Origin of the sequence: Marinobacter halotolerans (assembly GCF_008795985.1) — a bacterium.
GTDB lineage: Bacteria > Pseudomonadota > Gammaproteobacteria > Pseudomonadales > Oleiphilaceae > Marinobacter > Marinobacter halotolerans.
In genome coordinates this window covers 882,944-907,993 of sequence record NZ_VMHP01000001.1, presented here as the reverse complement: position 1 = coordinate 907,993, position 25,050 = coordinate 882,944, and the positions used below count along the sequence as shown (strand labels likewise).

The following is a 25,050-nucleotide window of genomic DNA, read 5'->3' as shown; positions in this document are numbered from 1 at the left end:
AGATTAAATCAGGAGTAATCGTGGATCTGAAGCCCGTAAAAAAATCATTTGAACTCGGCGGCAAGACCGTCACCATCGAAACCGGCCGCATCGCGCGCCAGGCGACTGGCTCTGTGCTGGTCACCGTCGATGATATCTCGGTACTGGGTACCGTGGTCGCGGCGAAAGAAGCCAAGCCGGGCCAGCCGTTTTTCCCGCTGACCGTCAACTACTTCGAGAAGACCTACGCCGTGGGCAAAATCCCCGGTGGCTTCTTCAAGCGTGAAGGCCGTCCGTCCGAGAAAGAAACCCTGACATCCCGTCTGATCGACCGTCCGATCCGTCCGCTGTTTCCGAAAGGATTCATGAACGAGACCCAGGTCATCACCACGGTCATGTCTTCCAGTAAGAATCAGGATCCGGATATTGCCGCGATGCTGGCTGCCTCTGCAGCGCTGTCCATTTCCGGTATTCCGTTCGACGGCCCCATTGGTGCATCACGGGTTGCTTATACCAACGAGCGCGGCTATTTCCTGAACCCAACGTTCGAGGAGCTGGAAACGTCTTTGCTGGACATGGTGGTTGCCGGTACAGACGACGCCGTCCTGATGGTTGAGTCCGAAGCCAAAGGCCTGACCGAAGATCAGATGCTGGGTGCCGTACTTTACGGCCACGAAGAAATGCAGACGGCCATTACCGCGATCAGGGAACTGGCGGCAGAAGTCGGTAAGCCTCGCTGGGAATGGCAGCCTGAAGCCGAGAACACTGAGCTTTTGAACGCTGTTAACGCCGAAGCGGCGACCGCTATCGAAGAAGCCTACAGCATCCGTGACAAGATGGAGCGTTATGGTCGTCTGAGCGAAATCAAGAGCGCGCTGGTTGAGAAACTGGCGGGTGAAGAGGAAGGCCAGCCTTCCGCGGATGACGTGAAGAAATACTTCGGCAAGGTCGAGAAGACCATTGTTCGCAAGCAGGTTATCGACGGTAAGCCCCGTATCGACGGACGTGATAACAAGACCGTTCGCCCGATCGAAGTGGAAGTGGGCGTTCTGCCCAGCACTCACGGTTCGGCCCTGTTCACCCGTGGCGAAACCCAGGCCATCGTGACCACCACGCTGGGCACTGCCCGCGATATGCAGATCATCGATGCCCTGGAAGGCGAGCGTAAAGACCCCTTCCTGTTCCACTACAACTTTCCTCCTTACTCTGTCGGCGAAGCCGGCCGTGTAGGTACCCCGGGTCGTCGTGAAGTTGGTCATGGCCGTCTGGCGAAGCGTGGTGTGGCTGCGGTTATGCCGACCATGGAAGAATTCCCGTACACCATTCGTGCGGTATCCGAGATCACGGAATCCAACGGTTCCAGCTCCATGGCGTCTGTCTGTGGTTCTTCCCTGGCGCTGATGGACGCCGGTGTGCCGATCAAGGCGCCGGTTGCCGGTATCGCCATGGGTCTGGTCAAAGAAGGCGACAAGTTCGCGGTTCTGACCGATATCCTGGGTGACGAGGATCACCTCGGCGATATGGACTTCAAGGTGGCCGGTACCTCTGAAGGTATCACTGCGCTGCAGATGGATATCAAGATTCAGGGCATTACCGACGAAATCATGGAAATCGCTCTGGAGCAGGCCAACGCTGCACGTCTGCACATTCTGGGCGAGATGGCGAAGGTAATCTCTGCGCCGCGCAAGGAACTGTCCAGCCGCGCGCCGAGCATCACCACCATCAAGATAAACCCGGAGAAGATCCGCGATGTCATCGGTAAGGGCGGTTCTGTGATCCGTTCTATCTGTGACGAGACCGGTGCATCTATCGATCTGGATGATGACGGCAACGTGAAGATCTACGCCGATAACCAGGAAGCGGCCAATGCGGCGATGAAGCGGGTGATGGAAATCACTGCTGAAATCGAAGTGGGCGCTATCTACAGTGGCCGCGTTGAGCGCATTGTGGACTTCGGTGCTTTCGTTAACATCCTGCCTGGCAAGGATGGTCTGGTGCACATTTCCCAGATCTCCGAGCGTCGCATCGAGAACGTCACTGACGAGCTGAGCGAAGGTCAGGAAGTTCTGGTGAAGGTTCTGGATGTGGACAACCGTGGTCGCGTGAAGCTGTCCATGAAAGAAGTGAAGGAAGGTGAGCAGCCGACGGATCTTTCCGCCTTGTAATTCTGCGCTGCAAGCTGTAGTCCGACAAAAAACCCGCCACTCGTTTGAGTCTGGCGGGTTTTTTTATGTCTGATCGTTTTGGCGCCAGAGCACGCCGGGCAAGGCTGTTCAGGAAACGCCACAAGCACGTCCCTGTGGGCTCGGGCTCCGCCATCCATGGCTCCGCACGTTCCTGAACAGCCTTGCCCGGCGCGCGCTCCGGAACTGGTTCGCGCCTACTGTCTCATGAACTCCAGCACTTCTTGCTTGTACCCCGGAATCACGAATGTCGAAGCATGCCCCGTATCTGTCTGCAAAAACCGCTTTGGTTCTGCCGCCGCATCATATAACCGCTGCCCGTGGTGAAACGGGATAATCCCGTCCCGAACACTGTGAATCACCATCACCGGCACTGGGCTAATATCGCCAATCTGGTCAGTAGCCTCGTATTCGTCTGTAATGGTCCAGCTCAGGGGAATCTGTAACGGCCAGGTGAGCCAGAAGTCGCCGAGTTTTTCCCGGGCGATGGCGCGGAAGCCAGAGAAGGTGCCGTCGACGATGACGCCGTCCAGGGGTGGTTGTTCGCCGCGTTTGACCCATTCGCTGGCCAGGGTGGTGCCCAGGGCGCCGCCGAGGCTCTGGCCGAGGAGGAACAGGGGTTGGTTCTGGGCGTCCGGGTGTTCTGTCAGCCATCTCAGGCCGGCTTCTGAGTCATGCAGGGTGCCTTCTATGTCCGGTGCGCCGGTGGAACGCCCGTATCCCCGGTAGTCGATCAAAAAGACGTTGTAGCGCTCCTCAGGCAGCCAGGCGACGTTCATTACGTGGCTGCTGATGTTCTGGGCGTTGCCGTGGAGGAAGTAGACGGTGCCTTTGGGGTCGGATTGGGCGGGTAGCCACCAGCCGTGGAGGGTTTCGCCGTCCGGGGTTTCGATGAAGACGTTTTCGTATTCAAGGTTCAGGCGGTCCGGGGTCACATAGGTGACCTGGTCCGGGTAGAAAAAGACGCTGCTGCAACCGGTCAGCAACATGAGTGTCAGCGTTGCGGCCAGGCCGGTCAGTGTTTTCCGGGTGTTTAAAAGTACGCGTGGAGTCCGAGTTGCCATTCGCTGCGGTACCTGTCGTAGTGGTCTTCACGGCTGAATTTTCCGAACAGGCTGAAGTCCCGCCCGATGTGCCAGTTGGCTTCCAGGTAGGCCAGGTCCTGGCGGTGCTGGCTACTGACGATCCAGGCTTTGGTTTTCACGCCCCCTAACAGGCTGAAGCGGTTGTTCTGGTGGAGGATGCCCAGGTCGGCGCCGGGGGCAGCGTCGTAACCTCGGCGCAGGTCGTCGTCGATTTCCAGGTCGGCGGTGGCAATGGCGAAAGCCCGTGTGCCGCCGGCAAGCCACCAGCTTCCTCCTGCGCCGCCATCCAGATAGGGTGTAAACACCCGGTCTGTTTCAGTGTCGGTGCGGCGGCCGCCAAAGCCTACCTGCCAGGACAGGGGCGAGAAGAACTGGTCGCGAGGGGAGAGGGAGCGGATCTCCACGCCGGTCAGCTGTTCTATCTGTACTTCGTTGTTATCCATATACAGTCGCGCATCCAGGCGCAGGAACTGGAGCTGGGCGCCTTTGCGGTAGCCGGCCGGTGGGTCGAGTATGTCGTGGTAGGCGGGGCGCAGGGTGAGTTCAGTAAAATTGCGGTCTCCCAGTTGGCCGCCGCTGATACTGGCCCGAAAGGTATCGTGGCCTTGATCGTCACGCACGCGTGGTGTTGGCGGTTCGGGTACTGTCGGGGCGTTGTCGATTTCGCTGCGCTCACGCAGCAGTTCGTAGGACAGCGGTGCGGCAATGTCCCTGGGCCAGTCATCGGCTTCGCTTTTGTAACGCACGTAATCGTAAGTGGTGTCCAGCACCCGGGCCCGCTCGGCGTCCGGCAGGGCCTTTACTTCCTGAGCGTCGGGCTTGACGTAACCATTGGCTATGGCGGCAGCCAGGGTCTGATGGTCTTGCGGCAGCTGGCCGATGGCGTAACTGACTTCTGTGGCAGCTGACGGGCGATAGTGAACATCACTCACCAGGTCCTTGTCGAACACCCAGCGAACGGTATCCGACGGTATGGCGTGAGTGCTTACTTCGCCCAGAAGGTCAGTTCCGGGGCGCGCCACGTCAATGAGTGCCAGCAAGCGGTAGGCGCAGTTCTCGTCAAAGAAATAGTAATCGAAATTGTGGCTGCGAATTTCCCAGGTGTGGGCCAACAGCATGTCGACTTCTTCTGGCGTGAGGTTAAGGCGGTATTCCCAGAGGTCCCGGTGTTCAATGTCGGAATAGAGCCGGATTTTCTCATAGTAGGGCTGAATGGTTGTGATGCCCGGGTAGCCGCCAAAAATACCCTTGTAGGCAAACAGGATTTCACTGTCATGGGCGGCGGCGTCCGCCGCGTAAGAGATGGTGCTGGCCAGCAACAGGTTTGTCTCGGCGTCTTCCTGGGGCGGGTCCAGCCGCAGGAAGGTGTGGCCGAACATGGACGACGGGCTGTTCAGATAGGAGGCTGCAAACACCAGTGTGACGGTTTCCGTATTCAGTGTTTCTGACCACTGCTCAAAATCGGGGCAGTTGATCGGTGTCTGGGGCAGATCGAGTTGTTTTCGCAGCCAGCGGTCGCGGGCGGGAAACCGGCAGCGTGCATGGTCTTCCCCTCCACCCGGTGCGGTTATCGCGTCAACGGTCGCCTGTAGTTCCGCTCTTGGAGACGTTTTGCCCTGGTCGCTGAGATAGAACCCCTGATCATCGGCCTGGCCTTTATATCCGGACCCGAATTTTTCTGGCTGATAATGAACCAGTGTTAGCCAGGCGGGGTCTTCGTGGAGATCATCCGGAATGTCTGGCGCCGCATTAACCAGGGCAGGGACCAGCCCGGCAATGGTCAGCGCAAGGTAGAGCGCGAGGTGAAGAGGGTGGCGCATGGAAGAACGTTCGATCCCCGTGGCAAAAACTGCTGAAAGATTAACGGATGTCCGGAGGGAAAGGAAAGTGTGCCGTCCGTGGCATTGGCCTTCGTCCCTGAACAGGCCCGAATTCGGGCCGGGTTGTTAAGCCGCTATGTACTTGCTCAAGTTCTTGTCCTGCTCAAGTAGCGCTACAATGCTATCAACCGCTTCGCCAGAGGTGGTCTCTGAGGTCGGGAAGATGGTGGCAAAGTTGTCGTGGAGCAGCGTGCGGAAAGATTCACGATCCGCTTCGTCTACGCCCAGCAGCACCGCCAGTGTGTCGAGGTTTTCCCCGGTGCCTCTGGACATGTCCCTTGCCACTTTATCGATGTTGCTGTTCATGTACATCGCCATGGACCGGACAGATTCGTTGGTCTGGCATCCCAGGGTGCCGGTTGTCATGCCGAAGGTCTGGTTACCAAAGGTTCCGTTCGTGGTGGCGGCCAGAACGTGGGGCGCAATACCTGACTGGCCCTTCCAGATCATGGCTCCGACACCGCAACCCGGCTGGGCGAAGGCGAGTGTGGAAGCGCCCATCAGCAATGCACCTGCGATCAGTTTTTTCATCATTATCAACTCCTTGTTTGATTTTAGCTGTCGTCGCACTAACGGCCCTGACTGGCTACTGCATGAAGACAAATCGACCGTTGCCTCTGAGTATAGTTCATATGCAGTGAAGGCAAGCGCCGAAAGACTGAACAGCGGTAACGGCAACAAACTGCAATCTGGTTAATTCTTAATTGCATAAAAATTACACAATATTGGCGATATTGTTATATAGGAGCGGTTTGGGTATAGTGCGCGCGGCCAAGAAGGCTCACAACCAACACATGGAGACACCGTTTTGAAAAAACTACTTATTGCTTCCTCACTGGTTTTCGCTGGCGCACTGTCCGGCTGCAGCTCACTGAATACAAGCGCACCCTCGCTGCCGCTGACCGGTTCTGTCCAGACTGAAGTCAAGGCAGATATCGAAGTTGGTGAGAAGATCACTGGCGAATCCTCAGTTACCCAGCTGTTCGGTCTTCTGACCCTGGGCGCTGAGAAAGAGTACGCCGATGGTATCGCATACGGTGTCAGCCCGGCCGGCGGCGCAGGGCTTCTGCCACTGCCGATCGGCGGTGCCAGCCTGGTTGAGAAGGTCAAGGCTGCTGCGGCCTACAACGCGGTTACCGAATCCGGTGCTGACGTGATCATTGCTCCGCGTTACACCGTGAAGCAGGAAGGCTATGGTTTCTTCGGTACCATCGATGTAACCGTTGAAGGCTACAAAGGCACCATCAAGAGCATCAAGTAAGATTCTCTTCGCCTGAGTAAATAAATAAGGGCCGGAGCATGGCAGCATGCTCCGGCCCTTTCTGTTTGCAGGCCTGAATGTTCGGCCGTAGGTTCAGCCGCCCAGGTAGGCGTTCTGAACTTCCGGGTTTTCCAGCAGGTTCTTGCCGGTATCGTGAAGGCGAATGCGCCCGGTTTCCAGAACGTAGCCCCGATCAGCAAGGTTTAGCGCCTGATGGGCATTCTGCTCCACCAGAAACACGGTAATGCCTTCTTCCCGCAGCTTGCCGATGATCTCGAAGATCTGCTTGATCACCAGTGGCGCCAGCCCCAGGGAGGGCTCGTCCAGGATAATCATGTTGGGCTTGCTCATCAGTGCCCGGCCAATGGCCAGCATCTGCTGCTCGCCGCCGGACATAGTGCCTGCGCGCTGCTGCTCACGTTCCTTGAGTCGGGGGAAGAGCTCGTACACGTGCTCGATGCTTTTGCGGATTTCGGACTTGGTGTTGAAGAAACCGCCCATGTGCAGGTTTTCTTCAACGGTCAGCCCGGAAAAGACCCGGCGACCTTCCGGCACGATGGAAATGCCCGACCGCATGATTGTCGCGGTCGGATCGCGGGTAATGTCCCGGCCTTCCAGGATCACCCGGCCCGAGCTTGCCTGGGGGTTGCCGCAGACAGTCATCAGCAAGGTGGTTTTACCGGCACCGTTGGCGCCGATCAGCGACACGATCTCACCCTTCTTTACTTCCACCGATACGCCGTGAAGCGCTTCAATCTTGCCGTAGTGGGTATGGACGTCTTCTAGTACAAGCATGATATTTCCTCAGGCCTCACCCAGATAGGCTTTGATTACATCGTCGTTCTGACGGATTTCGTCCGGCGTACCGCTGGCTAGCGGCCGCCCCTGATTGATCACGTTGATCCGGTCGGAGATGTCCATGACCAGGCTCATATCGTGTTCAATCAGCACCACAGACACGTTGTAGTCTTCCTTCAGGCTAATGATCAGCTGGTTGAGGTCCTTGGTTTCCGCCGGGTTCAGGCCGGCAGCCGGCTCGTCCAGCATCAGCAGTTTGGGCTCGGTGACCATGCACCGGGCAATTTCCAGCCTGCGCTGCTGGCCATAGGCCAGGTTGCCTGCCTCGCGGTTGGCCATATCGGTCAGCCCGACACGGTCCAGCCAGTAAGAGGCGCGGTCCAGGGATTTCTGCTCGCGGGCCTTGTAGTCCGGCGTCTTGAACAGGCCTGCAATCAGGTTGGTGTTCAGGTGCCGGTGTTGGGCCACCAGCAGGTTCTCCACCACCGTCATCTGGCTGAACAGCCGCACGTGCTGGAAGGTGCGAACCATGCCCAGCCGGGAAATCCTGAAGTCCGGTTTGCCCTGAACTTCGGCCCCTTCAAACAGGATCTTGCCGCCGGTGGGCTTGTAGAAACCACTCATACAATTAAATACGGTGGTTTTGCCGGCCCCGTTGGGGCCGATGATGGACACGATTTCGTGTTCCTGTACGTCCAGAGACACCTGGTCTACCGCCAGCAGGCCGCCAAAGCGCATGGACAGATTCTGTACTTCAAGCATCGTCCGTCACTCCTGCTTTTTCAGTTCGATGTGAATGCGGCGCATGGGGACCAGTCCCTGGGGTCGCCAGACCATCATCAGCACCATGGCGGCACCGAAGATCAGCATGCGGTATTCGGAAAACTCACGGGCCAGCTCCGGCAGGATGGTCACGGCAATGGCCGCCAGGATGACGCCCAGCTGTGAACCCATGCCGCCGAGTACCACAATGGCCAGAATGATCGCTGATTCCAGGAACACAAAGGATTCTGGGCTGATAAAGCCCTGCTTGGAGGCGAACACCGTGCCGGCAAAACCGGCGAAGAAGGCGCCGATGGTAAAGGCGGTCAGCTTGACGGCGGTGCGGCTCAGGCCCAGTGAGCGAGCGGCGATCTCGTCTTCCCGCAGTGCTTCCCAGGCCCGGCCCACCGGCATGCGCATAAGCCGGCGAATGATCAGGGCAGTAATGACCGCCAGCACCAGGGAAATCAGATAGAGGAAAATCACCTTGTCCTCGCCACTGTAGGCAATGCCAAAGGTCTCGTGGAAGGACGTATTGCCTTCCTCTTTGACCCGCCGGCCGAATTCCATTCCGAACAGGGTGGGCTCGGGGATGCCGCCAATGCCGTTGGGTCCACCGGTGAGGGTGGTCCAGTTATTGAGCAGGATACGGATGATTTCGCCGAACCCCAGCGTCACGATTGCCAGGTAATCCCCCCTGAGCCGGAGTACTGGAAAACCGAGTACAAGGCCAAACAGGGCAGCCAGCAGTGCCCCGATGGGCAGGGCCATCCAGAAGGAGATACCGTAATAATTGGACAGTAGGGCGAATGTATAGGCACCAACGGCGTAGAACGCCACATAGCCCAGGTCCAAAAGGCCTGCCAGACCCACCACCACGTTCAGGCCCAGGGCCAGCATGACGTAAATCAGCACCAGCGTTGCCAGGTCCACTGCCCCGCGAGAAGCGAAGAAGGGCCAGAACAGTGCGAGCACAAGACCCGCGGTCAGTATCCAGGATTCGATCTTCGCCCGCCGGTTTTCCGCCATGGGCGGTTTTTTGGTGTCTGGCAGCGGATTGGGAATGCCTCTAAGCCCCGCCATGATGTGGTCACGGAACAGCTGGAACAGGAATACCACCACTGCGGCCAGAAAAACCATGGCGATGGTCGAGCCCTGGGCGCCGGTTAGTGTGATATCGATGCCCCGGGCCTCGAGGTTGAATCCGAGAATCGGGTAGGAAATCACCAGCGTAATAAAGGCGCAGAAAAGCGCGTGTTTCAGATTTTGAGCAACCATCAGATCTTCTCAACCTCCGGTTTGCCGAGCAGGCCGGTGGGTTTGAACAGCAGAATCAGGATGAGCAGGCCGAAGGACACCACGTCCTTGTATTCGCCGCTGAGGTAGCCGGAGGTCATGCTTTCGGAAATACCGAGAATGATGCCGCCCAGCATGGCGCCGGGGATACTGCCGATGCCGCCAAGTACCGCAGCGGTGAATGCTTTGAGACCCGCAATGAAGCCGAACAGCGGATCGATGGAGCCGTAGTACATGCCCAGCAGCAATCCGGCAACGGCGGCCAGGGCAGCGCCGATCACGAAGGTTGCAGCAATGATGCGGTTGGTGTCGATGCCCAGCAGGCTGGCCATGCCAAGGTCCTGGGAAACGGCGCGGCAAGCCCGGCCAATACGGGAGCGGGAAATAAACAGGGAGAGTGCCGTCATACAGACGAATGTGGTTGCGAACACCATCATCTGCATATAGGAAATAGACGCCTGGAAGGTATCCGATGATCCGAAATCGAAGCCACCCTCAATCAGCAGAGGGAAGCCGACGTTGCGGGATCCCTGCGCAAGATGCACATAGTTCTGGAGAAAAATGGACATGCCGATGGCGGAAATCAGCGGGATCAGACGGTGACGGCCCCGGACCGGTCGGTAAGCGACCCGTTCCACTGCCCAGCCCATACCGCTGGAAACGATCACAGCGCATATCAGGGCAACCAGCAGAATGAGCGGTAGCCACGCAACCCCAAGAGTCGCGAGGCCGGTAATCGCGATCAGTGAGGTGTAGGCCCCGATCATGTAGATTTCACCATGGGCAAAGTTGATCATGCCGATGATGCCGTAAACCATGGTGTAACCGATGGCGATCAGCGCATACGCGCTGCCTATCGTCAGCCCGTTCACGAGCTGCTGAAGGAAATACAGAAAAGCTTCTGACATTGTTTGTAACTCCGAAAACCTGCTCCCTCAACGACCGCATTTGCCAGCACGGGATATCCGGCTAGCCAACGGGGAAGGATCAACAGGAGCCTAGAAAAACACCTTCTCCCGGATCGCGGTGAGAAGGTGCTCTCAGTATTACCGTTTTTTAACGATTTCGGCTTAGTTTACCGGAGTTTTGGTTCCATCTGAATGCCATTCGTACACAACAAACTCGAATGACTCCATATCACCGGCCTGATCGTACTCCACGGTGCCGATCGGCGTCTGGAAGGTGCCGGCACGGAGGGCTTCGGCTACTTCAAACGGATCCATGGATCCGGCTTCACGCATGCCTTCTGCGATCAACTGTACTGCGGTGTAAGAAGTCAGCACGAATGGGCCTGAAGGGTCTTCGCCTTTCTCTTCAAAAGCTTCAACCAATGCCTGGTTCTCGGCTTTTTGGTCGAATGCCGGTGGCAGGGTAACCAGCAGGCCTTCAGCCGCTTCGCCGGCGATGGTGTTGATGTCTTTGTTGCCCACGCCTTCCGGGCCCATGAAGGTGGCGTCCAGGTTAGCCTGGTCAGCCTGACGCAGAATCAGGCCCAGTTCCGGGTGATAGCCGCCATAGTAGACATAATCGACGTCAGCCTGCTTGAGCTTGCTGACCAGCGCGGAGAAGTCCTTGCTGCCGGCGGTGATGCCTTCAAACATGGCGATTTCCACGCCCTTGTCCTTGAGGGTGTCACGAACCGCAGTGGCAATGCCTTCGCCGTACTGCTGCTTGTCGTGAATGATCGCGACACGCTCGGGATTCAGGCTGGCCAGGTAGTTGGCCGCAACCGGGCCCTGCATGCTGTCCAGGCCGATGGTACGGAATACCAGTTCATAGCCGCGCTCGGTAATCGCCGGGCTGGTGGATGCAGGTGTGATCATCAGGATGCCTTCATCCTCATAGATGTCCGATGCCGGCTGAGTGGAACTGGAACACAGGTGACCCACAACAAAGCGTACACCGTCGTTGACCAGGTTGTTGGCAACGGTAACCGCCTGCTTCGGATCGCAAACGTCGTCGTATTCTACGGCGACGAGCTCTTCGCCCATTACGCCGCCGTTGGCATTGATCTGTTCGATTGCCATGCGTGCACCGGAGAACTGCATGTCGCCGTACTGAGCAACTGGGCCGGTCTGTGGGCCGGCAATACCGATCTGGATTTCAGCAGCAGCCTGGCCGGCACCCATAAGGGCAACGGACGCGCCAACCGCGGTAACGAGTTTTTTGACGGGTGTTTTCATTAGTTATGTGTCCTGTAAGGTTTCAGGGTTTCTTATAAGTTCTCAGCGGTTTAAACAAACACTACAGCCGATTCCTTGTCAAGATTCGGGCCGGTCTTCATCGTCCTGAGATACCAGTTTCCGGAAGCTTTCATGCTCATGCAGCCCGGAGAAACTGGGGTCAACTGAAGCATCATCCCTGTACGCCTCGGAGATTGTAACGGCTTTTCGCAGTGTAGTAACAGCATCCTCCCAACGACCGATTTCGGCATAGGCGCAGGCTAGCTGGTACAGCGCATGGCCATTGCCCGGAGAAAGCTTCAGCGCACGCTGGCACAGGCTGATGGCCCAGAGTGGTTCTTGTATTTCCAATACTGCGTCTGCCTTGTAACTCAGGGCCTCAACGTCGTCGGGACGCAGGTCCAGAATAGCATCGTAGGCGGCAATCTTGTTTTGCTGGGAGGTTTCCTGGCTGGCCTGTAGCCAGAGAGAGTGCACTTCGTTGGTGCGTTCAATTTCTTTCTGGTTTTGCTGAATGATATCCGATTTCTGCCTCAGCTGGTCCTCGATGAATTCCAGTCGGGTCTCGTATTCCACCACCAGTTCGTTCACGCGCTTCTCGGCAAGGGTCGTCAGCTGGTTGCGCATATCGCGGATGGAGTTCCAGCCGATCAGCACCAGAATCGAGGTGGCGCCGGCAATAAGATAAAAGAAGTAGGTCACCGTGTCGGTTGCATAGGACATGGTCTTGTCGGCGACAGAGAGTTCCTTGTCCACCACCTTTTCAATCAGCTCGGCGCGGGTATTCATCATTTCCTTGCGCAGCGCCTTGGTTTCTTCCAACAGATACAATTCGATGAAAGGCGTGTACATCGGCTTTTTCAGGTCGGGCAGCGCGGCCTGCACGTCTTGAGCGGTAACGTCTTTGGGAGGCTGCTGAGCCGCTGCACCAGCGGCGTTAAAGAAAGTGGCGAACACCAGCAAGATCAGGGCGATTCCGGGTTTGATCTGGAGCTTCGGGGTTATCGCTTTTAGCAGGTGTAGGGCGAGCAGGGACGTATTCATCGGACGGTCTTCCGGTTGCTGTGTCACAAAATGGTGCAGACTTTATCACAGCGGGTTGGTAAAAAAATGCCGGTTGCATTGGAGGGAACAAAGACCTCTAATACTTAGGGGTATAAATAAATTGTTCACAAGCAATCCTGGAGTGAATCTTTGGACAACTACGAAGGTGTTTTGGTGGCGCTCCGCCGCGTAATTCGCGCGACTGATCTACATTCGAAGCGGTTGAGCAAACATGCTGGGCTGACTGGCCCGCAGCTTCTGATCATGCGTAGCATTCGCGATCTGGGCGAGGTGACTATCGGCACCATTGCCGACAAGGTCAGTCTGAGCCAGGCCACGGTTACGACCATTCTGGACCGGCTGGAACACCGGAAGCTGGTGTATCGGGTTCGTAGCACCCAGGATAAACGGAAGGTTCATGCACATTTGACCGAAGAAGGCGCGGACATTCTGGCCCGTGCGCCCCAGCCGCTGCAGGAGGATTTCATCAAGAAGTTCCAGAGCCTGGCGGAGTGGGAGCAGACGATGATTCTGGCCTCCCTTCAACGGGTGGCCAATATGATGGATGCGGACGATATTGACGCGTCACCGGTGCTGGATGTGGGGCCGGTGCTGAGGGAGGATGGCTGGAAGGCCAAAGTCTGAGGTTTTGTCGGATTAGGCCCTCCGGGCCGTAATCCGACAACCTCGGATCAATGCACAGAAGACCCCTTCTTCGGTTTGTTGCCAAAGCACACCTGATAAACATCGCTGTACTGTTTTGCGAAGCTCACGGTAATACCTTCCTTCAGATAATCCGGCAATTCCTCGTAATCCCCCCGATTGCCCTCGGGCAATATCAGGTTGCCGATTTTCTGCCGTCTTGCCGCAATGACTTTCTCGCGAATGCCGCCCACCGGGAAGACCTGGCCGGTCAGGGTCAGCTCGCCGGTCATGGCGATGTTCTGCTGGGGCGCTTCGCCGCGGGCGATGGACAGCAGGGCGGTAGCCATGGTCACGCCGGCGCTGGGGCCGTCCTTGGGGGTGGCGCCTTCGGGTACGTGCAGGTGCACGAAGGATTTGTCGAAGAAACTCGGGTCGCCTTTGAACCGTTTCAGGTTGGAAGACACATAGCTGTGGGCGATTTCCGCGGATTCCTTCATCACGTCCCCCAGCTGACCTGTCAGCTTGAAGCCGCGCTGGCTGCTGTGCACCCGCGACGCCTCGATGCTCAGGGTCGCACCGCCCATGGCGGTCCAGGCCAGGCCGGTGACTACACCTATGCCTTTCATGGCTTTTTCCTTGCGGAACGCAGGCTGGCCGAGCAGGTCGGTCAGGTCTGAGACCCCCACCTTTACAGGCTGGTCCGGGTTGTCCAGAAGCCGCACGATGCCCTTGCGGATAACTTTGTGCAGCAGTTTTTCCAGGCTGCGGACACCGGCTTCCCGGGCATAGCCTTCAATGATCTGGCGGATCGCTGCATCGGTAACGTTCATCTGCTTTTTCAGAAGGCCTGCCCGTTTAAGCAGTTTCGGCAGCAGGTAGTGCTTGGCGATGGCGACCTTTTCCTCCGCGATGTACCCGGACAGCCGGATAACGTCCATGCGGTCCAGCAGTGGCCGGGGAATGGTGTCCAACTGGTTGGCGGTGCAGATGAAAAGTACCTTGGACAGATCCATGCGCACGTCCAGGTAATGATCCAGGAATTCCCGGTTCTGTTCCGGGTCCAGCGTTTCCAGCAGTGCTGACGCCGGATCGCCCTGGAAGGACGCACCAATCTTGTCGATTTCATCCAGCATGATGACCGGGTTCGAGACCTTGGCGTCTTTCAGCGCCTGGACGAATTTGCCCGGCATGGCGCCGATGTAGGTGCGGCGGTGGCCCTTGATCTCGGCTTCGTCTCGCATGCCGCCAACGCTGAAGCGGTAGAATTCCCGGCCCAACGCGTCTGCCACGGAATGACCAATGGAGGTTTTGCCCACGCCGGGCGGGCCCACCAGGAGCAGGATGGAGCCGCTGACTTCGCCCTTGAAAGTACCTTCGGCCAGAAATTCGACGATTCGGTCTTTCACATCGTCAAGCCCGTCGTGGTCCCGGTCCAGGATTTTACGGGCGGCCGCCAGATCGAAATGATCTTCCGAGGTTTTGCCCCAGGGCACCTGGGTCAGCCAGTCCAGGTAGTTGCGGGTGACGCCATATTCCGGGGATCCCTGTTCCAGGATCTGCATCTTCTGAAGTTCGTCGTCGAAACGTTTTTTGACTTCCTCGGGTGGTTCCAGCTCTTCCATGCGTGCCTGGAAACGTTCGGCATCGGCGGTTTTGTCATCCTTGGCCATGCCCAGTTCGCGCTGGATAACCTTCAACTGCTCTTTCAGGAAGAACTCGCGCTGATGCTTCTGCACCTTGTCATTCACTTCCTCGCTGATTTCCGCCTGCAGGCGCGCGACTTCCTGTTCCTTGGCCATCAACAGCAGGACTTTTTCCATGCGCCTCAGCAGGGGCACCGTGTCCAGTATTTCTTGCAGTTCGGGCCCTTTGGCGCTGGTCATGGAGGCGCCGAAGTCGGCCAGCGGTGAACTGTCTTCAGGGCCGAAGCGGGAGAGATATTGCTTGACCTCTTCGCCATACAGAGGGTTGCTTCTCAACAGTTCCTTGATGGCGCTGATGATGGCCAGGGTGTACGCCTTGAGTTCGTCGGCTGCTTCATCCGGCTCTTCCGGGTAGTCTACTTCCACCAGATAGGGGGGCTTGCGGCGCAGCCACTGGGTGATGCGAAAGCGCTGAAGACCCTGGGCGATGAACTGCACCTTGCCGCCGTCCGCCTGGGCTTGATGAACCCGCACGGCACAGCCGATAGTCTCCAGCTCTTCACTGCCGGGAATCCCCTGTTCCGGGTCCGTGTCTTCGACAAAACAGATGCCCAGAACCCGATGGTCGGTTTCACTGACCCGCTTCAGGGTTTCCTGCCAGGGGTTCTGATTGACCACGATCGGCTGTACCTGTGCCGGGAAAAACGGCCGGTTGGATACCGGCAGCACATACATTCGCCGAGGCATCTGGTGCTTCGGTAGAACCAGGCTTTTGCTCTTCTCGTCCTTGCCGATGTATTCGGTGACGTCTTCATCAAGGGCTTCAAAGGAGTCGTTGGGGCTGTCGTCGTTCATGCGATGCTGGCATCCTCTGGTATCGATGTTGAGACAAAATCAATAGCGGCACTCAGGCTATCTGACGGCGCCTTTGCGTTTTTCAAGGTCCCCGTAGGCCGGTCCTGTGCCTTGAAATCTGCCCACCTGCCCCAAGGTTGAAAGGCAAATCCAAACCATTTATCAGAATCCAGCATCAGGTGTCCTAATGACGAATTCCCCTTACGTTTTTGAAGCCACCATGGAGAACTTCCAGCAGGACGTGATGGAGGCGTCAGCCCAGTCACCGGTACTGATTGACGTTTGGGCCGAGTGGTGCGCTCCCTGCAAGCAGCTGATGCCGATTCTGGAAAAGCTGGCAGACGAATACCGCGGCGCCTTCCGTCTGGCCAAGGTAAATGCCGACCAGCAGGAACAGCTGACCGCAAGCCTGGGTGTTCGCAGCCTGCCAACGGTGATACTGGTCAAGGACGGGCAGGCGGTCGACGGGTTCAACGGGGCCCTGCAGGAAAGCGAGATCCGCAAGGTTCTGGAGAAGCACATCGAAATCCCCGAAGACGAGGAAACGCCCTACGACAAGGCCCACCGGCTGTGGGAAGAGGGCGATGTGGAGGCTGCGCTGGCGGTGCTGTCCGAAATGAACCGCAAGGACCCGGAAGATCTGAAAGTACTGATAGATCTGGCGCAGCTCAAAGCCGAACTGGGGGATCTGGAGACTGCCGAGCAGGTGCTGGACAGCTTGCCGGCAGAGGAAAAGATGCAGCATCAGGCCAAGCAGCTGGCTGCACGCATCAAGTTCCTGAAGGCGTCGGCGGAACTGCCGCCCATCAAGGAGCTGGAGGATTCGCTGGACAAGGATCCGAATGATCCCAATGCGCTACACTTGTTGGCGCTGCATCACATCCTTAAGGAAAGCAATGCTGAAGCCATGGAGCTGCTGATTCGCCTGATGCAGGTGGACAGCAAATACAAAGATGAGGTGGCCAAAACCACGCTGATTGAACTGTTCGACAAGCTGGGTAACAACAACCCGGACGTAAGAACCTATCGGCGCAAGCTTTACACGCTGATGCACTGACTGCTGCTCAGGTGCCTGCATCGCAATGCGTTTCCGGGGGCTGGTCACCGCACAAAAGGAGGCAGTATGCGTAGCAAAAAAGATGATCACCGAATCTATCGTTTCATGGGCGGGATCTTCCTTCTGTTCTTCATCCCGGTGGTACTTGTTTCCGGTTTGAGGGCGCTACAGGCATTCCAGAGCGGTCTGCTGGACAGTTCTCAGCTGGTGCTTGTGCTGATTGGCGTAATGGGTGTTGCCGCCGGAATCCTCATGCGCTGGATCATTCCGGTCAGGAAATCGCGCCGCTGAATGCTGAACCGTGCTCAAACTTCCTCCTCAACCCCCGTGCTGTGAGCTCTGCGAACGCCCCGTTGGCAAGCTCACACGTCACCACCTGATCCCCAGGCACCTGCATCGCAAGAAGCGTTTTCAGAAGTTGTTTGCCAGAGAAGATCTGATTACCCGCACGCTGTGGGTTTGTCGACCATGCCATAACGCCATTCATAAGGCGCGTTCCGAATATGAGCTGGGGCTTTACTACAACACGCGGGAAACGTTGCTGGAAATTGAGGAAGTGCGGACGTTTGTGGATTGGCTGAAGGACAAGCCGGAAGGGTTTGTGCCGAAGTTCCGTAGAGGCTGAGTCTGCGAGAAAGGCCCCTACCTCACGCAGTATAATCAGCGACAAACATCCATGGGAGCACTTCAAAATGACCTTTTCCCTCAGGCGAAACCTGCTTTGATTGAGGTATTTGGTTGAACAAAGCACGGAAATGCTGTCTGTGTACAAGATGGTCGTCCGTTCCATGAATTATCCGAACGGGCAGTTTTAGCTCGGCGGGGTGAAAGGGCCAGGGTTGCGCCGTCAGGCGTGTATCACGGGCTAGCGCGCTGGCTGATTCTAATGCTCCCTGCTGAAGGGCTGTATTCATGCTTTGACGAAAGGCTGGTTGGATCCGTGCTGAACTCAAGTGCTGCTTCTCCTTCGCTCCAACTGCGTCCATCATGCCATCAGCAAGCGCATTGTCAGGCCCGGTCAGAGACTGTAGCTGGTCCGCAAACTGATGCATGTCAGCCAGGGCTGCGTGCCAACTCCCTGCAGTCAGCTCCGAGGCGTAATCGAAGGGGTTTTCCATTAACGGTACGGCCGGTGTTGCAGCAATAGAAAGTTGTTCCACGCGGGCGCCCAGACCATGGGCCAATGCCAGGGCAAATACGCCGCCACCCGAAAAGCCGGACACTGAGAAGCGCTTCAGCCCACTATGGTCAGCCAGCTGGCACAGGTCAGCCGTGTGTTGTCTGAAATCATAGCTCGGGCAGGGTGTGGAAGCGCCGTAGCCAGGTCGATCCGGAACGATAATCCGCAAACCCGCGGCAACCAACTCTTTATTGAGGTGGGTAAGCTCGTATCGCGAGCCCGGAATACCATGGCAGTGTATCCAGGTGCCATTATCGCCGGTCCCTATATCCGAATAGCTAAGTTGTCGCCCATCGGAAAGCTGGATTTTCCGGGTATCTGGTTCATTCATAATGATGTCTCAGGGCTCCCGCGCACAGCAGAAGTTTGCGTTGGAGCGACGCCTGATGATTTACGCCGGCCTTATTCATGATGGATTTCAGCTGCGTTCGCCCAGTGTGGGGAGAGATTTTCAGAAGCGCGCTGGCTTCATTCACGTCCAGGCCGCACACCAGCACATTGGCCAGCCGGTATTCGGCGGGGGTCAGTTGATACAAAGTGGTCAGCCGGTCCCTGTCCAGCCCTGACCTGCGTTCCGGGTCCAGCAGAAAACAGAGGATGCCGGGGTTCAAAGAGCGATCGATATGAAATCCATCGTTTGTCTGGCGGGCCCGTGTCATTACCAGGCAGGCGCCGGTTTGGTCCAGTTTCAGGGTCTCTGTGCGGGATTTATTCTTGACTATCCTGCGGGCCATGGTCCGCAGAGAGTTTAAATGATCGCCGGAAATAACATTGAGATGATTGCCGGTCAGCCCAAGCCCGTAGCTGTGAGTGGTCAATGCCTCCTCTGCCGTAGAGTTCATCCACTGCACTCCGAGCTTGTCGTCTGTGTGCCAGACCCCAAAAGGTAACTGGTTCAGGGCGTGGCGGGCCTCGCACAGTGCCTGATTGAGGTCTCTCATCAGACGCGCGAGGCTGCAGGCACGGCGCAGGTGAGGGCTGAACAGTTCCACTATCGCCTGTTCTTCCAGCTCGAAGGCGCCCGCCGCTTTTGGCCGGTGAACGCCAATGTGCATTGCCTGGCCGCCTTGCCGCTCAAACTGTGTGCCCAGTGCATAGAAATTACCATTGGGCCGGAAGATGTTCTGGTAATGCTCTGAGCGCTCAAAATCACGGTCGTTCATGATCGACGTGCTCACAACGGCTTTGCCGACGGGACTTGTGGACAGAATCTCCCGAAAAGGGTCATTTTCGACGGCGGCCGTTTCGTAAACCCGATTGATGCTTTGGCGAAAGCCGGTGGTGAAAGACTGGTAAACCACAGGCTCGTTCAGGTCTGTCAGCCGGATAGTAGCTGTGTCGGTGCGAAACAACGCTGCGAACTTCTCCAAAAAGCCGGGCCAGTGGCCTTGCGTCGTCGCGTGTTCGTAAAGGTCGTCCAGCAGTGGCGGCACTGCCAAAGCCAGGTCTTTCAAAACAGCAGGCTCCTGTTGCTTTTGAGTGCATATTGAATGCGTTATTCAAGTAAAGCATAGCGCCAAGTGATGCGCCAAAAATCCATAAAAAAGCCCCGCTCTGGGCGGGGCTGAAGTGCAACGAAGTGTCTGTTCAGTTGCAGTTATTGCAGATGGCGTAGGCAATGTAGGTGCCGGCCGGCCCCATCGGTGTGCCTCCAGAATTGTCGTAAAAGCGCGACACCAATACCAGCAACCGGTTGTCTGCTGAGGAATAACCGAACTGCTCACCAAAGGCGATATCACCGCCGGAGTAGGTGTATTGAGCCGACTCCATCCGGATCAGACCGGTTGAACCGTCAACCTGATACGTCCAGTTGTTGGCAGGAAGGCCAGCAGACGGCCGCGTCACATCCACAACCTCTGTGTCCAGACCAAAATTGGAATAGGCAAAGGTCAGGCCCCTCTGTGAGGTGGCGGTGCCACTGGCGCCAAAGTCCAGCGTCGCCCCGGGCAGGAAGATGTCGGATTCAAAATAATTCTGCCCGGCAAAGTAGCCTTTCAGCATCAGGTCATAGGACTTTCCGGCGAGGTCGGCGGCCTGAAAGTTCGGGTCCAGTTTGACCCCGATGAGGAACGACGACTCAGCGGTTTGCACGGTGTAAGGCGTGAACGGATTGGGAAGCGCCAGAGTCATCACATCGCTGCCCTGTGACACAAAACCTCCGATCTCCCCGTTTAAAAGGCTCAATGTGCCCTCAGGTGTGACGCTGAACGGTCCCAAACTATCGCTAAGACCGTTGAACTCAAAGTTCGTATCAACCGTTATACCGCTATTTACCTGGGGTTTCAGGCCCTGAAGAACCTCTGGCTGAACCTCGTCTGTCAAAGTTGCGTTGCCAGAAGCGTCAACGGTGATATTGAGTGCTCCGGCACCATAGCTCATCTCGTTTGGTAGTACCTGGTCAGAATCATTGACAACGTTCGTGATGCGCAACGTGGCAAAGCCCCAGTTACCCGCCAGCGAATCCACCGTTAGAGAGAGGTCTTTTTTGCTCAGTACATGAGTGTTCATGTCGCGACCATCGGTGAAGCTTCCGTCACTTTCTTCGTACTGGAAAGTATTTGCCTCACTGGCGATGAACAGGCTGCGCTCAGCATCCAGCGCGCGGAAATCGATCTCCGTTGCCCCGGAGATAATCTGTGAGCCGTCTTCCGGGTCAATCGTGGTGCTTTGTGGAACCGCTGCGAAAAGCCCGGTTTCGGTGAAATTCAGGTCAAAACTATTGCTTTGGCCGAAGCACTCACTGACGGAATCGAACACGGCGTCTCGACCGTCTTCGCTGGCTCCCGATTCGATAAACAGGTCGCCGACACAGCGATCTGTCCAGCTGATTGTGCCGGTACCGTCGGTGTTGTCCACAATACTGGCGCCAATGTGGGCGTAATGCGCCTGAAATAGCGTTGGCGGATTGTTCAGTCGTGAACTTTCAATGCCAGCGGCAGAGCGAATGTAGTGAAAATCACCGGTGACCGCGGGGCCGGGTGTCGGTCCGTCGTCAGGGCGGACGTAATTTACAGTGACCGTACCATCACTGGGCGCAACTCCAGGAGCCAGCTCGCTTAGTTGAGCCACATTGTCTTCGCCTTCATCAAAAATCAGCGATCCCTCCAAGACAGTGGAATAGTAGAAACTTTGCGGCAGTGGGTCTGAGAGGCCGGCTGTGCCGTTCTGGTCAAATATCGGCGTAGCGTCGAGCTCCAGTGTTGCACTGTTGTAAGTGTAGGTACCGAATTCAAGGCCCACTTCGGTATCGAACTCAGGCTCGGCGGGCGTTGTGCTTCCGACAAAGTAGAAGCCATCTGCAAGAAGTGTGGCAACCACGAAATCGGAAGGGTCCCCAGAGTTCTGATACACCCAGCTGCCTGTGATTCCAGACTCGTTCAAGGGTACTCGAGTGAACTCTGTGGATTCACTTAAGCCGACAGTCGGATCATAAGCGGATAGCGTGTCGCCATTGACGCGCAGGGCAAGACGCTCTAATCCGCTTTCAACGGAGGTCAGCCCCCATTCGCCATTGTCATCACGAAGGATCTGCGGAACGGTCAGTTCACCGGTTTGGTTGTCCCACTGATATTGACCGAATTCGAGGCCCGTCGTGCCATTCGTGTCCTCTTCCGGGCGATAGGGCAGGTCCAGCTCCTGATGCATGTAATAGCCGCTTTCCAGGAAGGTCAGCTGTACCCATGGCGCGTTGTCGCCTCGGTCCGGGTTGCGGGCAATCCAGCTGCCGATCAGGGCATCCTCTGCCATGGGTGGTGGCACCTGCCCCGCGAACGGGTTCATCAGGCTGGCCGCGACAAAAACGCCAAAGGGATCGCGAGCAATCAGACGGAGTTCATCGTCTGCACTGGGCACATAGGTTGCTGGAAGGGTGCCGGTGAAACTCGTTGCACCGTTGTCCAGAGGATTGCCGGTAAAGCCGTTACCTTCACCACCGGAAGTCTGACCGGTGAAATTGTTGCGCACCGAGATTGCGTCATAGCCCGGTGGCAGAGTCCACTGGAAGCTGTACTCATCGGCAGCAAGATCAGCGGACTGGCTGGTGATTTCCGGAGCGCCATTGCTGAGGTCCGGCGTGCCCCTCCTGATTGTGTAAGTGACTTGTGAAACCCCTTCCCAGTCGAATGTGACTTGGGCGGGAGACGGAATATCGTTTGGCCCGAGAGTTTCAAACTGTTCGAATCGGTTGAGATCAGAGTTGAAGGTCAGATTACCGTTGAAAAGCGTCAGGTCGCCTGAAACCGATACGAATGAAGGCGAGGCAGAAAGTGTGCTGGCAGGAAAACCGGCGTAAACCAGCGTCCCGATAGTGGTAACCTCTGGTGTAGAAGCTCCATTTTCAACCACATGGGTAGGCTCAACGAACGCAAAGAACTCAAGTTGGTTACCCTGAACCTGCCACTCGTTACTCTCATTGTCCTGAACGATATTCCAGGGGCCCTGGGCCGCGCCGATATTCAGTTGCGCAGTACCACCGGCAGTATCCAGGTTCACCAGGGACCAGTTGCGGATGTCGTCTGCCAGCTCGCCGGCATCTTCAATGCCCTCGGGAGAACCGAACAGTCTTGCTTGTAAGCCGGCAATACCTTCGCCGTTGTTCAGATAGTCGTTAGTGACCAGGCTTTCCAATGCTGGTCCGTCTTGATTATCGAGGGCTGCGGCAAAGGTGGTAGCGAGATCATCCAGAGCTCCCAGGGTATCTGCCTCGCTTTGAAGATTCTCACTGACGGTAATCACCTCTTCCTCAGGTGCCGCGAAGGTATTGGTTATCTCGCTGGTTGGGTCGACCCGGTTGCGGATTGTTGCAGTGCCGCCATCGATCGTGACTTCCAGCACATCCAGTACACCGTCAAAACCGCTGCGGTTAGCGACAAACGTGGAATTTCTCAGATCAAAGCCCTCTTCCACGCCCAATCCATCAAGTAAGGGCTTCAAACGGGTTCTGATTTCTATTTCCTCGGCTTCCACAGCTTCCTGGGTAAGCACTGTGAAATTGGGGTTGTTAAAGAAGTTCTGGGGGCTATCACTGACCGTATTGCCAATAATCAGGTCCGTGATGGGGGTGATGTTGACGGTGCCGTTTACATCGTCTTCAAACACAACAGAGAGCAACTGGTAGGCGTTGCCGCCCGCGATACCGCTTGCGTAGATCAGCACCGGTGGCGTCAGGTCGTTCATGTCGAGCTCGAAGGAGCCGTCGGGCATGATTTCCGTAGTCGCTGCCCCGCCGACTGAGTCTTTGGCGCCCACAAAGCCAACAATAGGCGCGCCAGCTGCGGCGGTACCGGAGACTGTTGAGTTGGTTTCGGGCTGTGTCGGAGCGGGGCTTCCGCCACCCCCTCCGCCACAACCGGTTAAAACAAGAGCCGCTGCTATTGCATAAAGCAGCAGCCAGAGACGATGTGTGTGATGCCTGATCATGGAGAACTCCTTGCGGTTTTTCTGGTTTCCGAGATCTCCAACCTAGAAAAACCGCCAGGAGCTGGCATCACCCATATGGTGTATGTCGGCTGAATTAGCCGATCTTTTTCACCTAGCCGTTACCCTTCTTCATCTGCTCGTACTCATCCTCAAAGAAGAATTTCTGCTCGCCGAGGGCGGGCTCCAGCTCATGCAGCCAGGTGGCTGTCTCGCTGTATTTGGCAAAGAACGGCCGCTGCACCCAATCGGGGTTGCGGGCCTGGATGAAGCGCAGGACGAACACTTTTTCACCGTGGATTTCGGCGATGCCCTGAACCTCGACCTTGCCGGGGCCGGCGCTCATGGACGGGCCACGGGCGGTGCGGGCCAGGCCGGATACCTGCTTGATGGCTTCCCGGTAGATGTGGAAAGCCTCTACCAGGGGCACTTCAAAGTAGTTCTTGGCGCCGGTGTCCCGCTCTACAAACATGTAGTAGGGGATGATGCCCAGTTGCACTTCCTTGTCCCACAGCTTCGCCCAGTCGTCAGCGTTATCGTTGACGTGCTTGATCAGCGGGCCCTGGGCGCGGATTTCGGCACCGGTAGCGCGAATGCGGCGGATGGCCTCTTCGGCGATGTCGGTGGTGATTTCCTGCCAGTGATTGTAGTGGGCCATGATGGCCACGTGCTTGCCAGCGTCTACCAGGCGGGCGAACAGGTCAATCAGCTCCTCGGCATCCTTGTCGGTCACGAAACGATACGGCCAGAAGGTCAGGGCCTTGGTGCCGATACGGATGGTCTGGATATGGTCGAATTCCGGCTGTAGCAGCGGCTCCAGGTACTGAACCAGGTTCTTGGTTTTCATCACCATGGGGTCGCCGCCGGTGACCAGCAGGTCACTCACCTCGGTGTGCTCCTGCAGATAACCGTGAAGCTTCTCGGCTTCGGTGCTGGCCATTTTCAGGTCTTTGTCACCAACAAACTGCGCCCAGCGGAAACAGAAGGTGCAGTAGGAGTGGCAGGTCTGTCCCTGGGCGGGGAAGAACAGCACGGTCTCGCGGTACTTGTGTTGCACGCCGTCCAGGATTTCCCCGTCCAGCGTCGGCATGTTCATTTCCATCTGGCCTGCCGGGTGCGGGTTCAGGTCGTCGCGGATTTCCTTGGCGACAGCCTGAATCTCTTTCTTGTCGGCGCCGTCGCGGTGAAGTTTTGCCATGCGCTCAAAGTGTTCTTCCTTGAGCATGCCTTTCTGAGGGAAAACCAGCTGATAGATCGGGTCATTGGGAACCTTGTCCCAGTTGATGAGTTCATTCATCACGTATTCGTTGACCCGGAAAGGCAGAACGCTGGCTACCACTTTCATTTCGAACAGCGTCTCTTCCGGCAGGTTCTGAATAACCTCGATCTTGTCCAGCTGCTTGTCTGTGTAGACCTTGAAGCGCCGCTCTTCGAACTCGGTGGTGGGGATGCGGTTCGGGAACGTGACGATAGAGTTCATAGGTCGCCCTCTTTGTTGGATGCCTAAACGGAATGTCTGAATGTCTGGTTAAAAGCAGCGTGGAAACGCCACGAACTCCGTTGGTTAAAAAACGGGCAGGCGAGTATACATAATTAGGAAGTCATTTTCAGGTCTAATTAAAATGCGTCGACATCGAGCGATAAAGTCGCCTAAAAGCTGGGAAAAGGTAGCGAAAGATAGGAAAACGGATGTTATCTCGGCCGCATCTCCGGCGCTTTCCTTTAGCGCGGTAAGGTTTTGGGGCCGGTAGTTTAAATACTACCTTGGTCTCATACCTCTTGTT

At 56.8% G+C, this 25,050-nt stretch carries 20 protein-coding genes; 6 read left to right on the top strand and 14 right to left on the bottom strand.

Annotated elements, in window-relative coordinates:
- Positions 1–26 precede the first annotated feature (26 nt).
- Positions 27–2,144 carry a polyribonucleotide nucleotidyltransferase gene (gene pnp, locus FPL19_RS04260; protein ID WP_191965253.1) on the top strand — a complete coding sequence of 706 codons (2,118 nt, stop codon included), beginning with the start codon at positions 27–29 and terminating at the stop codon, positions 2,142–2,144.
- 215 nt (positions 2,145–2,359) lie between these two features.
- On the opposite strand, the gene FPL19_RS04255 is transcribed toward pnp, so the two are convergent.
- From FPL19_RS04255 to FPL19_RS04245, 3 genes are all read right to left on the bottom strand, one after another.
- Complete coding sequence (locus tag FPL19_RS04255; RefSeq protein ID WP_150910921.1) at positions 2,360–3,226, bottom strand: alpha/beta hydrolase; 867 nt, start codon at positions 3,224–3,226, stop codon at positions 2,360–2,362.
- The gene (locus FPL19_RS04250; RefSeq protein WP_150910919.1) at positions 3,196–5,067 is read right to left on the bottom strand and encodes an Lnb N-terminal periplasmic domain-containing protein; all 1,872 of its coding nucleotides are present in this window, start codon (positions 5,065–5,067) and stop codon (positions 3,196–3,198) included. Before FPL19_RS04250 ends, FPL19_RS04255 begins: the two co-directional genes overlap by 31 nt.
- A gap of 126 nt (positions 5,068–5,193) precedes the next feature.
- Entirely contained in the window at positions 5,194–5,661 is a 468-nt protein-coding gene (locus FPL19_RS04245) for a DUF3015 domain-containing protein (protein ID WP_225314284.1), read from the bottom strand.
- A 274-nt stretch (positions 5,662–5,935) separates the two neighbouring features.
- On the opposite strand from FPL19_RS04245, the gene FPL19_RS04240 reads away from it, so the two are divergent.
- Positions 5,936–6,388, top strand: a complete 453-nt coding sequence (locus FPL19_RS04240; protein ID WP_150910917.1) for a hypothetical protein — start codon at positions 5,936–5,938, stop codon at positions 6,386–6,388.
- A gap of 93 nt (positions 6,389–6,481) precedes the next feature.
- On the opposite strand, the gene FPL19_RS04235 is transcribed toward FPL19_RS04240, so the two are convergent.
- The 6 genes from FPL19_RS04235 to FPL19_RS04210 form a co-directional block, all read right to left on the bottom strand.
- Complete coding sequence (locus FPL19_RS04235) at positions 6,482–7,183, bottom strand: ABC transporter ATP-binding protein (protein ID WP_150910915.1); 702 nt, start codon at positions 7,181–7,183, stop codon at positions 6,482–6,484.
- Positions 7,184–7,192: 9 nt separating this feature from the next.
- Positions 7,193–7,948: a high-affinity branched-chain amino acid ABC transporter ATP-binding protein LivG gene (gene livG / locus FPL19_RS04230; protein ID WP_150910913.1), complete on the bottom strand. Its 756-nt coding sequence runs from the start codon at positions 7,946–7,948 to the stop codon at positions 7,193–7,195.
- A gap of 6 nt (positions 7,949–7,954) precedes the next feature.
- The gene (locus FPL19_RS04225; protein WP_150910911.1) at positions 7,955–9,226 is read right to left on the bottom strand and encodes a high-affinity branched-chain amino acid ABC transporter permease LivM; all 1,272 of its coding nucleotides are present in this window, start codon (positions 9,224–9,226) and stop codon (positions 7,955–7,957) included.
- The gene (gene livH, locus FPL19_RS04220) at positions 9,226–10,152 is read right to left on the bottom strand and encodes a high-affinity branched-chain amino acid ABC transporter permease LivH (protein ID WP_150910909.1); all 927 of its coding nucleotides are present in this window, start codon (positions 10,150–10,152) and stop codon (positions 9,226–9,228) included. The genes FPL19_RS04225 and livH overlap by 1 nt, the downstream gene beginning before the upstream one ends.
- A 162-nt stretch (positions 10,153–10,314) precedes the next feature.
- Entirely contained in the window at positions 10,315–11,427 is a 1,113-nt protein-coding gene (locus FPL19_RS04215; protein WP_150910907.1) for a branched-chain amino acid ABC transporter substrate-binding protein, read from the bottom strand.
- A 78-nt stretch (positions 11,428–11,505) separates the two neighbouring features.
- Positions 11,506–12,471 (bottom strand): tetratricopeptide repeat protein, encoded by a 966-nt coding sequence (locus FPL19_RS04210; RefSeq protein ID WP_150910905.1) that lies wholly within the window; start codon positions 12,469–12,471, stop codon positions 11,506–11,508.
- Between the two features lie 150 nt (positions 12,472–12,621).
- Here FPL19_RS04210 and FPL19_RS04205 point away from each other — a divergent pair, with 150 nt between their 5' ends.
- The gene (locus FPL19_RS04205) at positions 12,622–13,116 is read left to right on the top strand and encodes a MarR family winged helix-turn-helix transcriptional regulator (protein WP_150910903.1); all 495 of its coding nucleotides are present in this window, start codon (positions 12,622–12,624) and stop codon (positions 13,114–13,116) included.
- 47 nt (positions 13,117–13,163) lie between these two features.
- Here the strand turns inward: FPL19_RS04205 and lon are convergent, their stop codons facing one another.
- A complete protein-coding gene (gene lon, locus FPL19_RS04200) occupies positions 13,164–15,614 on the bottom strand; it encodes an endopeptidase La (protein ID WP_150910901.1) in 2,451 nt (816 codons plus the stop codon).
- A gap of 187 nt (positions 15,615–15,801) precedes the next feature.
- On the opposite strand from lon, the gene trxA reads away from it, so the two are divergent.
- The 3 genes from trxA (at position 15,802) to FPL19_RS04180 (ending at position 17,296) form a co-directional block, all read left to right on the top strand.
- On the top strand, positions 15,802–16,671 hold the full coding sequence (gene trxA, locus FPL19_RS04190; RefSeq protein WP_150910897.1) for a thioredoxin: 870 nt from the start codon (positions 15,802–15,804) through the stop codon (positions 16,669–16,671).
- 66 nt (positions 16,672–16,737) lie between these two features.
- Positions 16,738–16,962, top strand: coding sequence for a hypothetical protein (locus FPL19_RS04185; protein ID WP_150910895.1), 225 nt, complete (start codon positions 16,738–16,740; stop codon positions 16,960–16,962).
- Between the two features lie 10 nt (positions 16,963–16,972).
- Positions 16,973–17,296, top strand: coding sequence for a hypothetical protein (locus tag FPL19_RS04180; RefSeq protein WP_150910893.1), 324 nt, complete (start codon positions 16,973–16,975; stop codon positions 17,294–17,296).
- Between the two features lie 22 nt (positions 17,297–17,318).
- On the opposite strand, the gene FPL19_RS04175 is transcribed toward FPL19_RS04180, so the two are convergent.
- The 4 genes from FPL19_RS04175 to FPL19_RS04160 all read right to left on the bottom strand — a co-directional run bounded on the left by FPL19_RS04175 (position 17,319) and on the right by FPL19_RS04160 (position 24,746).
- A complete protein-coding gene (locus FPL19_RS04175) occupies positions 17,319–18,182 on the bottom strand; it encodes an alpha/beta fold hydrolase (RefSeq protein WP_150910891.1) in 864 nt (287 codons plus the stop codon).
- Complete coding sequence (locus FPL19_RS04170) at positions 18,175–19,305, bottom strand: helix-turn-helix transcriptional regulator (protein ID WP_150910889.1); 1,131 nt, start codon at positions 19,303–19,305, stop codon at positions 18,175–18,177. Before FPL19_RS04170 ends, FPL19_RS04175 begins: the two co-directional genes overlap by 8 nt.
- Before the next feature lie 133 nt (positions 19,306–19,438).
- Positions 19,439–23,269 (bottom strand): hypothetical protein, encoded by a 3,831-nt coding sequence (locus tag FPL19_RS04165; protein WP_150910887.1) that lies wholly within the window; start codon positions 23,267–23,269, stop codon positions 19,439–19,441.
- 112 nt (positions 23,270–23,381) lie between these two features.
- On the bottom strand, positions 23,382–24,746 hold the full coding sequence (locus tag FPL19_RS04160; protein WP_150910885.1) for a KamA family radical SAM protein: 1,365 nt from the start codon (positions 24,744–24,746) through the stop codon (positions 23,382–23,384).
- Positions 24,747–25,050 lie beyond the last annotated feature (304 nt).

What these genes read in the sequence shown, in the direction of transcription:
- FPL19_RS04255 (WP_150910921.1), bottom strand. Translation starts at nt 3,226, where the DNA reads ATGGCAACTCGGACTCCACGCGTACTTTTAAACACCCGGAAAACACTG.
- FPL19_RS04250 (WP_150910919.1), bottom strand. Translation starts at nt 5,067, where the DNA reads ATGCGCCACCCTCTTCACCTCGCGCTCTACCTTGCGCTGACCATTGCC.
- FPL19_RS04245 (WP_225314284.1), bottom strand. Translation starts at nt 5,661, where the DNA reads ATGATGAAAAAACTGATCGCAGGTGCATTGCTGATGGGCGCTTCCACA.
- FPL19_RS04235 (WP_150910915.1), bottom strand. Translation starts at nt 7,183, where the DNA reads ATGCTTGTACTAGAAGACGTCCATACCCACTACGGCAAGATTGAAGCG.
- livG (WP_150910913.1), bottom strand. Translation starts at nt 7,948, where the DNA reads ATGCTTGAAGTACAGAATCTGTCCATGCGCTTTGGCGGCCTGCTGGCG.
- FPL19_RS04225 (WP_150910911.1), bottom strand. Translation starts at nt 9,226, where the DNA reads ATGGTTGCTCAAAATCTGAAACACGCGCTTTTCTGCGCCTTTATTACG.
- livH (WP_150910909.1), bottom strand. Translation starts at nt 10,152, where the DNA reads ATGTCAGAAGCTTTTCTGTATTTCCTTCAGCAGCTCGTGAACGGGCTG.
- FPL19_RS04215 (WP_150910907.1), bottom strand. Translation starts at nt 11,427, where the DNA reads ATGAAAACACCCGTCAAAAAACTCGTTACCGCGGTTGGCGCGTCCGTT.
- FPL19_RS04210 (WP_150910905.1), bottom strand. Translation starts at nt 12,471, where the DNA reads ATGAATACGTCCCTGCTCGCCCTACACCTGCTAAAAGCGATAACCCCG.
- lon (WP_150910901.1), bottom strand. Translation starts at nt 15,614, where the DNA reads ATGAACGACGACAGCCCCAACGACTCCTTTGAAGCCCTTGATGAAGAC.
- trxA (WP_150910897.1), top strand. Translation starts at nt 15,802, where the DNA reads ATGACGAATTCCCCTTACGTTTTTGAAGCCACCATGGAGAACTTCCAG.
- FPL19_RS04185 (WP_150910895.1), top strand. Translation starts at nt 16,738, where the DNA reads ATGCGTAGCAAAAAAGATGATCACCGAATCTATCGTTTCATGGGCGGG.
- FPL19_RS04175 (WP_150910891.1), bottom strand. Translation starts at nt 18,182, where the DNA reads ATGAATGAACCAGATACCCGGAAAATCCAGCTTTCCGATGGGCGACAA.
- FPL19_RS04165 (WP_150910887.1), bottom strand. Translation starts at nt 23,269, where the DNA reads ATGATCAGGCATCACACACATCGTCTCTGGCTGCTGCTTTATGCAATA.
- FPL19_RS04160 (WP_150910885.1), bottom strand. Translation starts at nt 24,746, where the DNA reads ATGAACTCTATCGTCACGTTCCCGAACCGCATCCCCACCACCGAGTTC.